The 14,334-nt window shown below is 71.7% G+C and carries 14 protein-coding genes; 7 read left to right on the top strand and 7 right to left on the bottom strand.

The features are described 5' to 3' along the window. The first annotated feature begins 1 nt into the window (after nt 1). Nucleotides 2–1,000, top strand: coding sequence for an LLM class F420-dependent oxidoreductase (locus ASE14_RS09190; protein ID WP_056656072.1), 999 nt, complete (start codon nt 2–4; stop codon nt 998–1,000). On the opposite strand, the gene ASE14_RS09185 is transcribed toward ASE14_RS09190, so the two are convergent. The 3 genes from ASE14_RS09185 to ASE14_RS09175 form a co-directional block, all read right to left on the bottom strand. After that, nucleotides 943–1,539 carry a hypothetical protein gene (locus ASE14_RS09185; protein WP_056653819.1) on the bottom strand — a complete coding sequence of 199 codons (597 nt, stop codon included), beginning with the start codon at nt 1,537–1,539 and terminating at the stop codon, nt 943–945. The genes ASE14_RS09190 and ASE14_RS09185 overlap by 58 nt on opposite strands. A gap of 173 nt (nt 1,540–1,712) precedes the next feature. Then, on the bottom strand, nt 1,713–1,988 hold the full coding sequence (locus ASE14_RS09180; RefSeq protein ID WP_056653817.1) for a glutaredoxin domain-containing protein: 276 nt from the start codon (nt 1,986–1,988) through the stop codon (nt 1,713–1,715). 199 nt (nt 1,989–2,187) lie between these two features. Further along, nucleotides 2,188–3,795: an HNH endonuclease signature motif containing protein gene (locus tag ASE14_RS09175; protein ID WP_056653814.1), complete on the bottom strand. Its 1,608-nt coding sequence runs from the start codon at nt 3,793–3,795 to the stop codon at nt 2,188–2,190. Between the two features lie 186 nt (nt 3,796–3,981). Here ASE14_RS09175 and ASE14_RS09170 point away from each other — a divergent pair, with 186 nt between their 5' ends. Further along, nucleotides 3,982–4,413 carry a YdeI/OmpD-associated family protein gene (locus tag ASE14_RS09170; RefSeq protein ID WP_056653811.1) on the top strand — a complete coding sequence of 144 codons (432 nt, stop codon included), beginning with the start codon at nt 3,982–3,984 and terminating at the stop codon, nt 4,411–4,413. Between the two features lie 103 nt (nt 4,414–4,516). Next, a complete protein-coding gene (locus ASE14_RS09165) occupies nt 4,517–4,975 on the top strand; it encodes a PPOX class F420-dependent oxidoreductase (protein ID WP_056653809.1) in 459 nt (152 codons plus the stop codon). 29 nt (nt 4,976–5,004) lie between these two features. Here ASE14_RS09165 and ASE14_RS09160 read toward each other — a convergent pair whose 3' ends face one another. Beyond that, nucleotides 5,005–8,583, bottom strand: a complete 3,579-nt coding sequence (locus ASE14_RS09160) for a bifunctional RecB family nuclease/DEAD/DEAH box helicase (RefSeq protein WP_056653806.1) — start codon at nt 8,581–8,583, stop codon at nt 5,005–5,007. A gap of 49 nt (nt 8,584–8,632) precedes the next feature. Continuing rightward, on the bottom strand, nt 8,633–9,259 hold the full coding sequence (locus ASE14_RS09155; RefSeq protein WP_056653803.1) for a TetR/AcrR family transcriptional regulator: 627 nt from the start codon (nt 9,257–9,259) through the stop codon (nt 8,633–8,635). 111 nt (nt 9,260–9,370) lie between these two features. On the opposite strand from ASE14_RS09155, the gene ASE14_RS09150 reads away from it, so the two are divergent. Genes ASE14_RS09150 through ASE14_RS09140 form a run of 3 tightly spaced genes read left to right on the top strand, consistent with a single transcriptional unit; the run spans nt 9,371 to nt 12,539 of the window. Beyond that, entirely contained in the window at nt 9,371–10,402 is a 1,032-nt protein-coding gene (locus ASE14_RS09150) for an agmatine/peptidylarginine deiminase (RefSeq protein WP_056656070.1), read from the top strand. After that, nucleotides 10,402–12,117 (top strand): amidase, encoded by a 1,716-nt coding sequence (locus tag ASE14_RS09145; protein ID WP_056653800.1) that lies wholly within the window; start codon nt 10,402–10,404, stop codon nt 12,115–12,117. Before ASE14_RS09150 ends, ASE14_RS09145 begins: the two co-directional genes overlap by 1 nt. Nucleotides 12,118–12,167: 50 nt before the next feature. Further along, entirely contained in the window at nt 12,168–12,539 is a 372-nt protein-coding gene (locus tag ASE14_RS09140; protein WP_157372902.1) for an HNH endonuclease, read from the top strand. Nucleotides 12,540–12,559: 20 nt separating this feature from the next. On the opposite strand, the gene ASE14_RS09135 is transcribed toward ASE14_RS09140, so the two are convergent. Both ASE14_RS09135 and ASE14_RS09130 read right to left on the bottom strand, forming a co-directional pair. Further along, nucleotides 12,560–13,603 carry a hypothetical protein gene (locus ASE14_RS09135; protein WP_056653798.1) on the bottom strand — a complete coding sequence of 348 codons (1,044 nt, stop codon included), beginning with the start codon at nt 13,601–13,603 and terminating at the stop codon, nt 12,560–12,562. A 1-nt stretch (nt 13,604) separates the two neighbouring features. Beyond that, nucleotides 13,605–13,949, bottom strand: a complete 345-nt coding sequence (locus ASE14_RS09130) for a PadR family transcriptional regulator (RefSeq protein ID WP_056653796.1) — start codon at nt 13,947–13,949, stop codon at nt 13,605–13,607. 120 nt (nt 13,950–14,069) lie between these two features. Here ASE14_RS09130 and ASE14_RS09125 point away from each other — a divergent pair, with 120 nt between their 5' ends. Then, entirely contained in the window at nt 14,070–14,312 is a 243-nt protein-coding gene (locus ASE14_RS09125; RefSeq protein ID WP_056653793.1) for a hypothetical protein, read from the top strand. Nucleotides 14,313–14,334: the final 22 nt, after the last annotated feature.

Here is a 14,334-nt window from a genome sequence, read left to right as displayed (position 1 = left end):
CATGCGATTCGGAATGTTCGTTCCCCAGGGTTGGCGTCACGATCTCGTCGGCATCGAGCCGGCCGAGCATTGGCAGACGATGCGCTCGCTCGCCGAGTACGCCGATGCCCCCGATTCGGCATGGGAGTCGATCTGGGTCTACGACCACTTCCACACCGTGCCGACCCCGTCGGCGACCGAGGCGACGCATGAGGCGTGGAGCCTCATGGCGGCCTACGCCGCGTCGACCTCACGCGTGCGGCTCGGCCAGATGTGCACGTGCATGAGCTACCGCAACCCCGCCTACCTCGCGAAGGTCGCTGCGACGGTCGACATCGTGTCGGGCGGTCGCGTCGAGATGGGCATCGGCGGCGGCTGGTACGAGCACGAGTGGCGGGCCTACGGCTACGGCTTCCCCTCGATCCCCGAACGTCTCGGCCGTCTCCGCGAGGGCGTCGAAATCATGCACCAGGCGTGGACGACCGGCAGCGCGACGCTCGACGGCGCCTACTACCAAGTCGACGGCGCGGTCGTGCAGCCGCAACCGGTGCAGCCCGGCGGCATCCCGTTCTGGATCGCAGGCGGCGGCGAGAAGGTGACCCTCCGCATCGCGGCGAAGTACGCGTCGTACACGAACTTCACCGGCACCCCCGAGGAGTTCGCACACAAGAGCGAGGTCCTGCGCGCGCACTGCGAGAACCTCGGCACCGACTTCGAGGCCATCACGCGATCGTCGAACTTCCACACGGTCGTCGGCCTCGACGAAGCGGATGTCGCGCGGCGCCTGGCCGTCATCGAGGCGCGGGTCGCGCCCTTCCTCGGGCCCGAGAAGACCGCGACGTACATCGCCGACTTCCACTCGCCGAATGCCGCGGTCGGCACCCCAGCACAGGTGGCGGCCAAGCTCGCCGAGCGCCGCGAGTTCGGCCTCGGCTACGCGATCCACTACTTCCCCGAGGCGGCCTACGACCGCTCGGGGCTCGAGCTCTTCGCGGCCGAGGTCATCCCCGCGCTGCGGTAGGCGGGCGCTGGTTCTCGGCCGTCGGCCCAGCCGCTCGCCGGGCGGGCGATGCCGGCGTCGTCGGTGACGGCGGCGTAGGGCAGCGCGAGCAGGTCGCCGATGCAGAGGTCGCCGGGCAGTGCGATCGGCACGGGCGCGAGGCATCCGCTCGACTGGGCCGTGAGCGTCGTCGGCACGGCCCGCGCCACCGATGCGCGCCCGATGAGCCGCGCCTCGGTCCAGGCCGGGTCGAGCTCGGAGAGGTCGGCGTCGATCGCGATGGCGCACCCGCCTTCGTGGCGAGCGGATGCCTCGAGCACCCGCACGACGACGACGCCGGTGTGCATCGTGGTCGACGGCAGCCGGCCGCCGGTGCCGGGCTCGACGGCGCGGCCGACGTGCACCGCCGGCGTGCCGCACAGTTCGGCGAGGCGCAGGAGCGAGACGCCGCCCACGGAGACGTCGGTGGTCGAGACACTGGTCGCCTCCGGCCACCGGTCCATCGAGATGGGGTCGGGGATCGAACGCCGCAGCGTCGGCAGGATGCGCGTGAGCGTCATCGGCCGCCCGCCGTCGCGGGAGTGCTGAGTCGGTGTCCGAGACCCGCAGTCGGGCCGGTGGTCGGAGGCATGACTCAGTTCTACGCCGGGCCGGGCCGCCATCGCTCGTTTGTTACGCGATCCGAACGCCCAGCGGCCGATCGCTCATGCCCTGCTCACACGGCGACGGTCGCCTATGCCGCGATGGCCTCGTCGAGCTTCGCTGCGAGCTCGGCGTCGGTCGGCTCGGTGAAGTGCGTACCGTCGGGGAAGACGACCACGGGGATCTGCGTGCGGCCGCTGATCGCCTTAGCTCGGTCGGCGCCGTCGACGACGACCTCGAGGTCGACGTAGTCGTACTCGACGCCGCGGCGGTCGAGCAGGGCCTTCGAGCGGCGGCAGTCGCTGCACCACTCGGCGCCGTACATCGTGACGCGGGCGGGGTTGAGGTCCGTGGCAGGGGAAGTCATACCAATAACCTACGTGGGTACCCTGTGGAATATTCCCGGGCCCGTCGTGCCGGAAGCTGCACCACCTCCTACCGGTACCCGTGCTCGCGTCGTTCCGGAACCTGCGCCGCAACCGTTCCGAACCCGCGCCTGTCTTCTGCGCCGTGTCAGGGCAGTCCGAAGGGGAGCTCTCCACGTCGGCCCTCCACGTCGCGCACTCCTACGCCGAGTCGCGCCGATCCTGTCGCAGGTCGCGCCGGTCGCGCCGGTCGTTCAGGTCGCGCCGGTCGTTCAGGTCGCGCCGGTCGTTCAGGTCGTTCAGGTCGCGCCGGTCGTTCAGGTCGCGCCGGTCGTTCAGGTCGCGCCGGTCGTTCAGGTCGCGCCGGTCGTTCAGGTCGTGCCGGTCGTTCAGGTCGTGCCGGTCGTTCAGGTCGTGCCGGTCGTTCAGGTCGTGGAGGTCGGCGAGTCTGGTCGGCGAGGTCGTCACGGGTCTCCAGTCGCCGTTGGGGTCGAGCCAGATTGGTGGGCGGATTTGGGGCGTACCTCTGCTCATGCGGATGCCCCATCCTGAGGTGTCGATCGAGCGGTGATGGAACCAGCAGAGGAGCACGCCGTTGTCGGTGTGGGTCGGGCCGCCGTGAGCGTCGGGCACGACGTGGTGGATTTCGCACCAGGCGGCGGGAACGCTGCAGCCGGGGATGAGGCATCCGCCGTCGCGGAGGGTGATCGCGCGCCGCTGGTGCGGGGTGAAGCAGCGCTCGGGCGAGCCGAGGTGGAGGATGCGGCCGGCATCGTCGAGCACCACGGCCTGGATGCCGCCGGTGCAGATCATGTGGCGTGCGGCTCGGAGGGTGATCGGGGTTTCGATGCCGTCGGCGTGGGCGGCGCCGCGGCCGGCCTCGAGGTCGGCGGCCCGGACGCTGACGAGCACCGTCGGCGCCGCCCCGCCGATGCTGGGGTGTTCGCCGGAGCGGGCGGCGGTGTCGATGATCGCGGCGAGGGCATCGTGTCGTTGCTGATCGGTCGTGCGGGTCTCGGCCTGCACCGCGAGGTCGGCTCGTTGTTCGTCGGTGAGGAACCCGCCGCCGCTGCGCGGCGACAGATGCGCGTCGAAGAGTCGCTTCAGCTTCGCCGCGATCTCGGGCAGCAGCTCGCCCGACATGGCGACGAGTCCGTCGCGAGAGCGGCCGAGTCGGACCCCGCGGCGTCGCATGGCCCGTTCGTCGTCGGGTTCGGGCCCGTCTTGGTCGAGGAATGCCGCCCAGGCGCGGGCCTGCACGGTCACCTCGTCGGCCGTGCAGCGAATCGGCGCGCCGTCGCCTGCACCGACCGCCTGGTCGACGAGGGCGCGTTCTGCCGCGTCGAAGCTGGCCGGGTCGGCGACCGTGCGGGTGCGGCCGAGCTCGTGCACGATCGTGTATGCGGTATCGAGTCCGAGATCACCGGTGGACAGGGCGGCCGCGACATGCGGATGCTCCGCGACGAGCGGCTCACCCGTGAACGCGGTGCGCGAGCGGGTCGCGCTGCCGACCGTCATTCTGCGACGCGCCTCGGCGCCTGAGATCTGCGTGACCCGTTCGAGCAGTTCGACGGCTGAGCGGCAGCCCTTGCGCGCCGAGAGCCGATCGGTGCCGAGCTCGACCCGGCTGCGTTCGGCGACTTCGCCGGCGACGACCGTGCGCTGCGCGTCGACCAATCGGCCGAGGGCCTCGAGCGCACCCGCGGTGAGCAGCAGTTCGTCGTCACCCAGACCGCGCGGCACGTCGCCCGGGAACGCCACGGCAAGCATCGCCCCGACCTCGTCGAGTGCGTCGTGGATGCGTGCCATACTTCGATTCTGCCGCCACCCACCGACATCCGGATCGCTGAGAAATGTCCGTTGAACTGCGCTTTCTGTCGGACTCATCCTCCACAAGAGCCGTCATGCGGAAGTTCTCCACAGGGTCAGCCGTCGCGCGCGTGAGGGGAGAGTTCAGACGGAGCTTCATGCGTGGAACGTGGCAGACTCGAGCGCATGCGATTCGAGACGAGGATGTCCCAGGTCGGCAACAACACCGGCATCGAGGTGCCACCCGGGGTGATCGACGCACTCGGGGCGGGCAAGAAGCCGCCGGTCGTCGTGGTCGTGAACGGCTACGAGTACCGCAGCACCGTCGCGGTCATGGGCGGCCGGTTCATGATCTCGTTCAGCTCCGACAAACGTGCGGCGACGGGCATCGGCGGCGGCGATCCGATCGTCGTCGACCTCGAGGTCGACACGGCGCCGCGCACGGTCGAGGTGCCGGCCGATCTCTCGGCCGCTCTCGATGCCGCCGGGGTGCGAGCGGCCTTCGACGCGCTCTCGCCGAGCGCGAGGAAGGCGCACGTCACGGCCGTCGAGGGCGCGAAGGCGGCCGAGACCCGACAGCGTCGCGTCGACGGGATCGTGGCGAAGCTCGCCGGGTGACGAGAGCGGCAGCGGTCGGCGCACGCCGGCGCCGGGTGCGATGCCGTCGGGCGGTGTGTGACGCCGGCGGAATGCGGGCGTCGCCTGGCCGGTTCGGAACACCATGACGAAGAACGCCGGACCCGTCCCACTCACCGAGGCCGAAGCATCGGAGCTGCTCGCCGCACAGCAGTTCGGGGTGCTCGCCACGCTCAAGCGCGACGGTCAGCCGCACCTCACGACCATGCTGTACGCCTGGAACACCCCGGAGCGGATCGCTCGCTTCTCGACGACCGCCACCCGCCTGAAGGCCGTTCACCTCCGGCACGATCCCCGAGCGACGCTGCACGTCTCGGGCGACGACGCCTGGTCGTACGCGACGCTCGAAGGTCGGGCCGAGGTGACTGCGCCGTCCGAGGAACCGGGCGACGAGGTCGGGCGCGAACTGCTCGGGATGCTGGCACCGGAGCTGCGGCCGGTCGACCCCACCGCGTTCTTCGCCGAGGCCGTCGCCGAGGGCCGGGTCGTGGTTCGGCTGAGCGCCGACCGCATCGGCGGCACCCGGCTCGACTTCGGCGACTGAGTCGGCACTCGGCGGCGTGGAGTCGACGGTCAGCTGTGCACGGGGACGGCCGTCGGGACTCCGACGAGCCTGATGAACGCGCTGAGCTGGGCAACGCCGTCGGGCGTGTACGGCAGGGCGTCGAGCAACCCGGGCGAGTAGAGCAGGTACGCCGCCCACTTCGCCCGTGAGATCGCCACGTTCAGGCGGTTCTTCAGCAGCAGGAACTCCACGCCGCGCGGCGCCGCCGCCGCCGAGGACGCGGCGAGCGACACGATCGCGACGGCCGCCTCCTGGCCCTGGAACTTGTCGACCGTGCCGACCGGCACCTCGGTGAGGCCGGCCGCGTCGAGCGCGGCGCGCACGACCGTGAGCTGGGCGTTGTAGGGCGTCACGACGATGAGGTCGCGCTGCGTCAGCGGGCGAGCGGATGCCGCGGCATCCGTCGCCTCGCCAGCAGCGGCCTCCTCGACCCAGCCGCGACCGAGCAGCGAGCGAGCCAGGTCGACGGCCGCGAGCGCCTCTTCGGGCGAGGACGTCGTGTTGCCGACGTGTTCGATCGGCAGGGCCGTGAGGCCCGGCGCGACGCCGTCGAGCGAACGATGCGATGCGACGTCGTGCGAGTGCAGCTCGCCCTCGTACGAGAGGCGCGACACCGGCCCGGCCACTGCGGGGTGCATGCGCCGGCTCTCGGCGAGGAAGTAGCCGAACTCGGCGGGCAGCACGTCGTGGCCGTCGGTGATCCAGCCGAGAGCCGAGGTGTCGATCGGCTCGGGATGGTTGCCCTGGCTCACCTGCGGCAGCTGCTGCGGGTCGCCGAGCAGCAGCAGGTTGCGCGCGCCGACCGCCGAGGCGATGGTCGAGGCGAGCGAGAACTGGCCGGCCTCGTCGATGACGAGCAGGTCGAGCGAGCCGCGCGGCACCCGGTTGTCGTTCGAGAAGTCCCACGCGGTGCCGCCGATGACGTACCCCGAGGTCTCGTGCGCGGCCGTGTACTCGGCGACGCCGTTCTTCGGGATGAAGGTGTACCCGTGGTCGCCGGGCTCCTTCGCGTCTTTGGGCGCCTTCGCGACGAGCTCGGGATCGAGGCCCGCCCTGACGACGGCGTCGAGCACGTTCTCGACGACGGCGTGCGACTGCGCGACGACGCCGATCTTCCACGCGTGCCGGCCGACGAGCTCGGTGATCACGTGGGAGGCGAGGTAGGTCTTGCCGGTGCCGGGCGGGCCCTGCACCGCGAGGTAGGAGTCGTCGAGGTCGCGGAGCGACGCGGTGACCGCGGCGACGTAGTCGTGGTCGGGGCCGATCGGTACGAGCCCGTCGCCGCTGCGCGTGCGCGGCGGGATGCGCCGGAGCACGTCGATCGAGGGGTTCGCGGACCAGCGCGGGAAGGCGCGTTCGAGGCGCTGCGCCCACTCGAGGATCGCGCCCTGCTGACGGCCGGCCTGCGGGGGAGTGCCGGGGGCGATGGCGAAGGGCAGCTCGTGCCAGGCGACCCCGGCGACCGCGGTCTCCTCGACGAGCACGCCGTCGTCGAGCACCTCGAGCACCCGCACCGAGTGCCATGCCCGCGAACCGGGCCGCAGCGAGTGGCTCGGGAACGGCGCCGGCGGCTCGTAGAGCGCGATCGGCTCGCCGCCGACGCTGAAGCGCGACCCGGGCGCGATGCGGCCGCGCAGCAGCACGTGCCGGCGGTCGACGCGGTGGTGGTCTTCGCGGTACCAGCGCTGCACCACGGCGGATCTCGCCGGGTCGACGACGAGCACGTCGCGATGGTCCTCCCACGCCTCGAGGGGCTGCTCGACGCGGAAGTAGTGCGACCACCAGAAGCTCTTCGCCTCGCGGTCGTGGTAGTCGATCGCGGCCGCGGCGAGGGCGATCGCGGTGTGGTCGGCGTCGCGATCGGGGTCGTCGGGCAGGCCCGCGATGGACTGCAGGTGCACGGCGAGCGGGGTGGGCTCGTAGACCTTGCCCGCGGCCCTGGCCGCCTCGACGATGAGCGACTCGGGCACAGGATCGACCCCGGCTTCGCGGGCGAGCCCGAGCAGCCAGTCGCGGAGCCGAAGGGTCGAGACGCAGTCGTAGCGGTTGTAGTCGGCGAGGTCGTCGAGCACGTACTGGGCGGCCGCCGCCCCGACGAGCCCCGTGACGGGGTCGGTCTCGCCGGTGGCCGCGAGCTCGCGGGCGCGCACGTACTCGAGGATCGAGTCGCCGCCCGACTTCACGTCGGCCTCGCGCAGCTCGGTGCCCATGTAGAGCGGCTCGAGCTTCTTGATCGAGTACGAGCGGCTGCCCACGCGCACCGCGCGCTTCACGATCGGGTAGAGGTCGACGAACACGCCGTCGGCGAGCAGCTGGTCGACGGCGGCTTCGCCGACGCCGTGCCGCGCGGCCATCGAGAGCAGGTGCGTGCGCTCGTAGCTCGCGTAGTGGTAGATGTGCATGTGCGGATGGGTCGCCCGGCGCAGCGCCACGAGCTCGAGGAACTGCTCGAGCGCCACGCGCTCCTCGGCGAATGAGTGCGCCCAGAGCGGGGTGAACTGCTCCGCGTCGTCGACCATGCCGAAGAGGTAGTCGAGGCCCCAGTCGTCGGCCGCGCCCTCGGTGTAGAGCGGGTCGCCCTCGAAGTCGAAGAAGAGGTCACCGGCGTCGGGTTCGGGGATCGCGGCGAGCGATGCGGCGTCGCGCACGACGACGGGCGGGGGCAGTGGCGGGTCGTCGGGGGAGCGGAGGTCCGCAGCATCCGCGGCCAGCTCGGCGCCCTCGGCCTCGAGCTGCAGGCGCGCCTGCACGCGCAGGTTCTCGATCGTCGCGTCGAGCACGCCGGGCACCGGCCCGAAGGATGCCGCGAGCTCGTCGATCGTCGTGATGCCCGCGTCGAACAGGGCGGCTCGTTGCGTGACCCGGAGACCCGCGACGAGCAGCACGTCGCGATGCGCCTGCACTTCGAGATCGCACGTGGGGCAGCGTCCGTCGAGTGCGTAGCGCGGGTCGCCCCACTCGACCGGGCCGTCGTCGGCGAGCCGGTCGGCGACGATCTGCTCGAGCCGCTCGCGGCGGAGGCGGTAGACCGGGGCGATGTCGTCGAGGCGGTGCACGCTCGTGGTGCCGTCGCCGAGCAGCAGCTCGACGGTGTCGGCGCAGGGCACGCCCGTGCGATCGAGTTGCTCGGCGTAGGCGGCGAGCTGGAGGAGCGCGGTGACCCGAGCCCGGCGCGCGAGCTTGGAGTCTTGCACCAGGTAGCGGCCGTCGGGCTGGCGCACGATGAAGTCGGCGAAGCCGATGAAGCCCTCGTCGGCGAACGTCGCCTGGAAGACGACCGCGGCGCCGGCGGCGAACGCCGCCTGCGTCGCCTCGACGGCGGCGGCGACTGCGGCGGGGTCGCGCACATCGGGCCGTTCGATCTCGACGACGCCGTCGCCGAGTGCGGCGCGGTAGTCCTCGAGCACCCGCAACTCGTGCTGGTCGCCGAGGCGGCCCGAGCGCTCGAGCATCGCGTCTTCGGGGTCGGGCACCTTCTCGATGCGGCCGAGCTTCGCGTCGAGCGCGCGGAGGAACGCGAACTCGCACTCGGACGCCTTCTTCAGGTCGCTCGCGCTCGTGACGACCGAACCGTCAACCAGGTACATCGGGCTCCTTCGAGTCGGCGTGCTCCCACGGTAGTCGGGGCCGCCGACATCAGCGCGGGGCGAGCGCGCCGGGGCGGAGCCCCAGCAGGCCTTCGACGCTCCGGGTCGTCAGTGCGTCGCGCTCGCCGGCGCCGTCCCAGCGCACGAGCGCCTGCGCGTTGAGGCCGTCGATCATACCGAGGAGCTGCCACGCGGCGGCTGCCGCATCGACGGGTCCGAAGTCGCCGGTCTCGACGCCGTCGTCGATGACCCCCACGATGACCGACTGCCAGGCGTCCATGCGATGCCGCACGCTCGCGGCGAGCGACTCGTTGCGCCGGCCGAGCGCCCAGGCCTCGACCCAGACCACGGTGACGTCCTCGCGGGAGCCGTCGAGCAGGGTGCCGATGAGGGCCGAGAGGCGTTCGGACGGGTCGCGCCGTTCGGCGAGGAGCGCGCCGACCTCTTCGATCTCGACGGCGACGATCGCGTCGAAGGTCTCGGCGATGAGGGCGTCCATGCTCGGCTGGTAGTGCGCCACGAGGGCGGGTGTCACCCCCGCACGGGCGGCCACGGCGCGCAAGGTCACGGCGGCGAGGCCCTCGCCGAGTGCGAGCGACCGCGCTGCGGCGGCGATCTCGGCTCGGCGCTCGGCCGGGGTCTTGCGCTCGGCGCGCTTGCGTGGCGTGCTTGACATGGTGCGCCCAGTCTATGTACGGTCGGGTCAGTTATTGATCATTAGATCAATATGAATCGACGGATGCCGCTCGGCACGACCGACGCACCGACGCGACGCACGGAGGAACCGATGAGCTGGCGCATGCCGTCCGAGACCGCACCCCACGAGCGCACCTGGATGGCGTTCCCGGTCGCCGACAACGTCGCCGACGAGACGCCCGGTGGCGTCGAGCGCACCTTCGCCGCATGGGCCGAGGTCGCGAACACGATCGCCGAGTTCGAACCCGTCTCGATCCTTGTCGACCCGAGCGAGCTGGAGAACGCGCGGCGCCTGCTCGACCCCGCGGTCGAGATCGTCGAATGCCCGGTCGACGAGTTCTGGATGCGCGACCACGGCCCCACCTTCGTCGTCGACGACGAGCGCCCCGGCGTGCTCGGTGCGGTCGACTGGACGTTCAACGGCTGGGGCGCGCCCAGCTGGGCCAGCTGGGAGAAGTCGGCCGAGCACGCCCGCTTCATCGCCGACCGCGTCGGTGCCGAGCTCGTCTCGAGCGCACTCGTGAACGAGGGCGGCGGCATCCACGTCGACGGCGAGGGCACGGTGCTCCTCACCGAGACCGTGCAGCTCGATCCGCGCCGCAACCCGTACGCCGACAAGCGGCGCGTCGAGGCCGAGATGGCCCGCACGATCGGGGCGACGACGGCCATCTGGCTGCCGCGCGGCCTCACCCGCGACTACGACGAGCTCGGCACGAACGGACATGTCGACATCGTGGCGACCCTCACCTCGCCGGGCCGCGTGCTCGTGCACTCGCAGCGCAACCCCGAGCACCCCGACTTCGAGGTCGGTCGTGAGATCGCGGCGCTGCTCGCCGAGTCGACGGATGCCGCGGGCCGCACCCTCGAGGTCACCGAGCTGCCGGCGCCCGCGGTGATCCGCGACGACGAGGGCTTCGTCGACTACAGCTACGTCAACCACCTGGTCGTGAACGGCGGCGTCATCGCGTGCGGCTTCGGCGACGACGAGGCGGATGCCGCGGCGCGCGAGATCCTCGAGGCGGCCTACCCCGGTCGGCGTGCCGTGACGGTCGACGCACGGCAGATCTTCGCCGGAGGCGGCGGCATCCACTGCATCACGCAGCAGCAGCCGGCGGTCGGCTGATGAGCGGGTTCGACGTCGTCGAGGCGTCGATCGCCGAGCTTCGCGCCGCGCTCGAGTCGGGCGCCGCGACCTCGGTCGGCCTCCTCGATGCCTACCTCGCGCGCATCGCGGCGTTCGACGGGCCCGAGACGTCGACCGCACTGAACGCGCTCGTCGTGATGAACCCCGGCGCCCGGGCTGATGCCGAGGCATCCGACGCGCGACGCTCCCGCGGTGAAACCCTCGGACCGCTCGACGGCATCCCGTACACCGCGAAGGACAGCTACCTCGCCGAGGGCCTCACCGCGGCGGCGGGCTCGCCGGCGTTCGAGCACCTCGTCGCCCAGCGCGACGCGTTCACGATCGAGCGCCTGCGCAGCGCGGGAGCCGTGCTCATCGGCCTCACCAACATGCCGCCGATGGCGAACGGCGGCATGCAGCGCGGCGTCTACGGCCGGGCCGAGAGCCCGTACAACGCCGAGTACCTGACCGCCGCATTCGGCTCGGGTTCCTCGAACGGCTCGGGCACTGCGACGGCCGCCTCGTTCGCGGCCTTCGGCCTTGGCGAGGAGACCTGGTCGTCGGGCCGCGCACCCGCCTCGAACAACGGGCTCTGCGCGTACACGCCGTCGCGCGGCGTGATCTCGGTGCGCGGCAACTGGCCGCTCGTGCCGACGATGGACGTCGTCGTGCCGCACACCCGAACGATGGCCGACCTCCTCGAGGTGCTCGACGTGATCGTCGCCGACGACGAGGAGACTCGCGGCGACTTCTGGCGGGTGCAGCCGTGGATCGGGGTCCCCGCGGCATCCGCGATCCGTCCCGCCTCGTACCCGGCACTGGTCGGCTCCCGCCCGCTCGCGGGCGCGCGCATCGGGGTGCCGCGCATGTACGTGAACGCCGACCCCGAGGCCGGCACCGCCGAGCCCGGCCGCACGCCGGGCATCGGCGGCGCGACGGGTCAGCGCATCGAGACCCGGGCCTCGGTCATCGAGCTCTGGGAGGCGGCCCGCAGCGACCTCGAGGCGGCGGGCGCCGAGGTCGTGCTCGTCGACTTCCCGGTCGTGTCGAACTACGAGGGCGACCGCCCGGGCTCGCCGACGATCGCGACCCGCGGCCTCGTCGGCCCCGAGTACCTGCGCCGCGAGATCGTCGACCTCTCGGCCTGGGCGTGGAACGACTTCCTCGACGCCAACGGCGACCCCGCGCTGCACGCGCTCGCCGACGTCGACGGCGCGCGCATCTTCCCGCACCCCGAGGGCACCCTGCCCGACCGGTACGCGGGATTCGACGACGACATCGCCGAGTACCCCGAGTGGGCGCGCACGCACCCGGGCGCATCCTTCGCCGACATGCCGGAACTCGAGGCCGGCCTCCGCGGCCTCGAGGAGACGCGGCGCATCGACCTCGAGCAGTGGATGGACGGGCTCGGCCTCGACGCCGTCGCCTTCCCGGCGGTGGCCGACATCGGCCCCGCCGACATGGACGTGAACGAGGCATCCGCCGATCTCGGCTGGCGCAACGGCGTGTGGGTCGCCAACGGCAACCTCGTGCCGCGCCACCTCGGCATCCCGACCGTCACGGTGCCGATGGGCGTCACGGCCGACATCCGGATGCCGGTGGGCCTCACCTTCGCCGGACGCGCCTACGACGACTCGGCCCTGCTCGCGCTCGCCGCGGCGTTCGAGGCGACGGGCGCACGCCGCTTCCCGCCGCCGCGCACGCCTCGGCTCTGAACGGGGCGCGGCGGCCCGCGTCTCGGCGCGGCCCGGGTTAGTCTGACGCCATGGCGGTCAGTCGGACCCGTACCGCGGTCTACGCGCGTCGGCGCAAGCGTCGCATGGCGCAGCACACGCACGACCTCAGCGACGAGCAGTGGGCCGCGCTCACGTCCGAGTGGCAGGGCTGCGCCTACTGCGGCGCGAGCGATCGGCCGCTGCAGCGCGACTGCGTGCAGCCCATCTCGCGCGGCGGCCGCTACACGATCGGCAACGTCGTGCCGGCGTGCGGTTCGTGCAACGCGAGCAAGTCCAACGACGAGGTCACCTCGTGGCTGCGGCGCAAGAAGCTCGACGAGCGCGCCTTCCTGCTGCGCCACCACGAGATCGGCACGGCGCTGGCACTCCGGTTCCCGGCCGAGGATGCCGCGTCGGACTGAGTCCCGCCGCGGCAGTGTCCTCAGCGCCCGACGACCGGCGCGCGCATCGGTGCGACGCCGCGTCGCAGTGTGACGACGAGGTCGATCGCCGTGATCACCATGATGCCGACGAGGCAGAGGCGCACGACCTCGTCGGTGGCGGGCGCCGTGAAGATCGGCCCGGCCGCGAGGCACCAGGTGAGCAGCACGAGCCAGGCGGCATCGCCCACGACGGAGACCAGCCGGGTGGTCCGGTTGGATCGCCCGGCCACGAGTTCCGCGAAGACGACGGCGAAGCTCACCGCCCAGAGCACGAGCACCCATGGCGCCCGCCACTGCAGGAACTCGGGGTCGAACGCGAAGGCGTCGAGCAGGGGTTGCGGCAGGCCCGGCGCGAGCTGGGGGAGCCACGGCAGCGCGATCAGGATGGTGGCGCCGAGCATCCAGAACGCGAGGGCGAGCACGAGTCCCGGGCGGTTGACGCGGTCGCGGTCGAGCACGTGCGGGGGGATACGTCGCGCTGCAGTCGACGTCGCGGCCGGCGCGGGCTCGGCGGCCCACTCCATCGGTGCGGCCGATCCTGCCGGGGACTCCTTCTCACTGCGACGGTGGCGGATCGCGGCCGCGATGATCGTGATCGTGATCAGGAAGCCCGGCCACCAGAACGCGCCGAGTCCCCAGGTGAGCCACCAGGCGGGCAGGGGAGCCCACCACGCGCCCGCGACACCGGCGGAGGCCGCCCAGATCGCGATGGTCGGGTCGAGGTAGGCCGCGGGCAGCGTGATCGCCCACTGCAGCGCGACGCCGCCGAGCGCGATCCACGCGAACTTCGGCGCATCCGCAGGCCTGATGATCGTGAAGCCCGCCGGTCGATAGCGGTCGGCGACGTCCTGCGGGCGGCCGAACGCACCGAGCAACGCCATGGCCATGGTCTCGTCGGTGGGGCGACCGGTGTCTTCGGCTCGACCCGCGAGCTCCTCGCGCAGCAGTGATCGGAGCTCGAATCCGACATCGGCACGCTGACGCCGGGGGAGTCGGCCGACGACGTCGGCGACGTAGCTCTCGATGATGACGTTCGGGTCCATCTCAGCTCTCCTCGTTCAGCAGGCGGTCGACGACCGAGGCCAACGACCCCCAGGCCGCGGTCAGATCCCGGTAGCTGTCGGCCCCATCGGGACTCAGCGCGTAATAGCGGCGAGGCGGGCCGTCGTCGATGCGCCACTCGGACACGAGCAGGCCCTGCCCCTCGAGCCGCCTGAGCAGCGGGTAGAGCGTGCCCTCTTCGATCGGCATTCCGCGCTCGGCGAGCGCCTGTCGCAGCGAGTAGCCGTACTGCGGCGTGCGCAGCTGCGAGAGCACGGCGAGCACGAGCACGCCCTTGCGCAGGTCCTGCTCGAGCTTGCCCGTCTGCCGGTCGCGCTCGTCTACCATGCGCGCCACACTACATAGGCCTGCACAGTACGTCAACGTCGATGTGAACGGATGTCTCAGAGCGGTCGCCTCCGCTATTCTCCGATGACGTGCCTCGAGCGGAAGGACCGGGCGTCGACAGTGTGGCTGTTCCAGTTCATCGCCGGCCTCACGACGTTCGTCGCGGGCATCCTCATCATTCGTCATCGCGTTCGGGTCGCACGGTGGCAGGCTCGCATGTATCGGATCACCGGCGGCTGGGGTGCGGAAACCGCTGCCAAGAACATGACGCCGGGCACCATGTTTGTCATCGGCTCGGTGTGGATCATCGTCGGCGTCTGCCTGCTGGTCGCGTCGATCGGCCGTGCGACCGGGAACTCCTGAACGCCGACCCGACCTCCACGAG

This window comes from Agromyces sp. Root81 (genome assembly GCF_001429165.1).
Taxonomy (GTDB): Bacteria; Actinomycetota; Actinomycetes; order Actinomycetales; family Microbacteriaceae; genus Agromyces.
The sequence above is the reverse complement of the archived record's forward strand: the minus strand, read 5'-3'. Positions and strand labels throughout refer to the sequence as shown.

What these genes read in the sequence shown, in the direction of transcription:
- ASE14_RS09190 (WP_056656072.1), top strand. Translation starts at nt 2, where the DNA reads ATGCGATTCGGAATGTTCGTTCCCCAGGGTTGGCGTCACGATCTCGTC.
- ASE14_RS09180 (WP_056653817.1), bottom strand. Translation starts at nt 1,988, where the DNA reads ATGACTTCCCCTGCCACGGACCTCAACCCCGCCCGCGTCACGATGTAC.
- ASE14_RS09185 (WP_056653819.1), bottom strand. Translation starts at nt 1,539, where the DNA reads ATGACGCTCACGCGCATCCTGCCGACGCTGCGGCGTTCGATCCCCGAC.
- ASE14_RS09145 (WP_056653800.1), top strand. Translation starts at nt 10,402, where the DNA reads ATGAGCGGGTTCGACGTCGTCGAGGCGTCGATCGCCGAGCTTCGCGCC.
- ASE14_RS09150 (WP_056656070.1), top strand. Translation starts at nt 9,371, where the DNA reads ATGAGCTGGCGCATGCCGTCCGAGACCGCACCCCACGAGCGCACCTGG.
- ASE14_RS09165 (WP_056653809.1), top strand. Translation starts at nt 4,517, where the DNA reads ATGACGAAGAACGCCGGACCCGTCCCACTCACCGAGGCCGAAGCATCG.
- ASE14_RS09155 (WP_056653803.1), bottom strand. Translation starts at nt 9,259, where the DNA reads ATGTCAAGCACGCCACGCAAGCGCGCCGAGCGCAAGACCCCGGCCGAG.
- ASE14_RS09170 (WP_056653811.1), top strand. Translation starts at nt 3,982, where the DNA reads ATGCGATTCGAGACGAGGATGTCCCAGGTCGGCAACAACACCGGCATC.
- ASE14_RS09160 (WP_056653806.1), bottom strand. Translation starts at nt 8,583, where the DNA reads ATGTACCTGGTTGACGGTTCGGTCGTCACGAGCGCGAGCGACCTGAAG.
- ASE14_RS09140 (WP_157372902.1), top strand. Translation starts at nt 12,168, where the DNA reads ATGGCGGTCAGTCGGACCCGTACCGCGGTCTACGCGCGTCGGCGCAAG.
- ASE14_RS09135 (WP_056653798.1), bottom strand. Translation starts at nt 13,603, where the DNA reads ATGGACCCGAACGTCATCATCGAGAGCTACGTCGCCGACGTCGTCGGC.
- ASE14_RS09175 (WP_056653814.1), bottom strand. Translation starts at nt 3,795, where the DNA reads ATGGCACGCATCCACGACGCACTCGACGAGGTCGGGGCGATGCTTGCC.
- ASE14_RS09130 (WP_056653796.1), bottom strand. Translation starts at nt 13,949, where the DNA reads ATGGTAGACGAGCGCGACCGGCAGACGGGCAAGCTCGAGCAGGACCTG.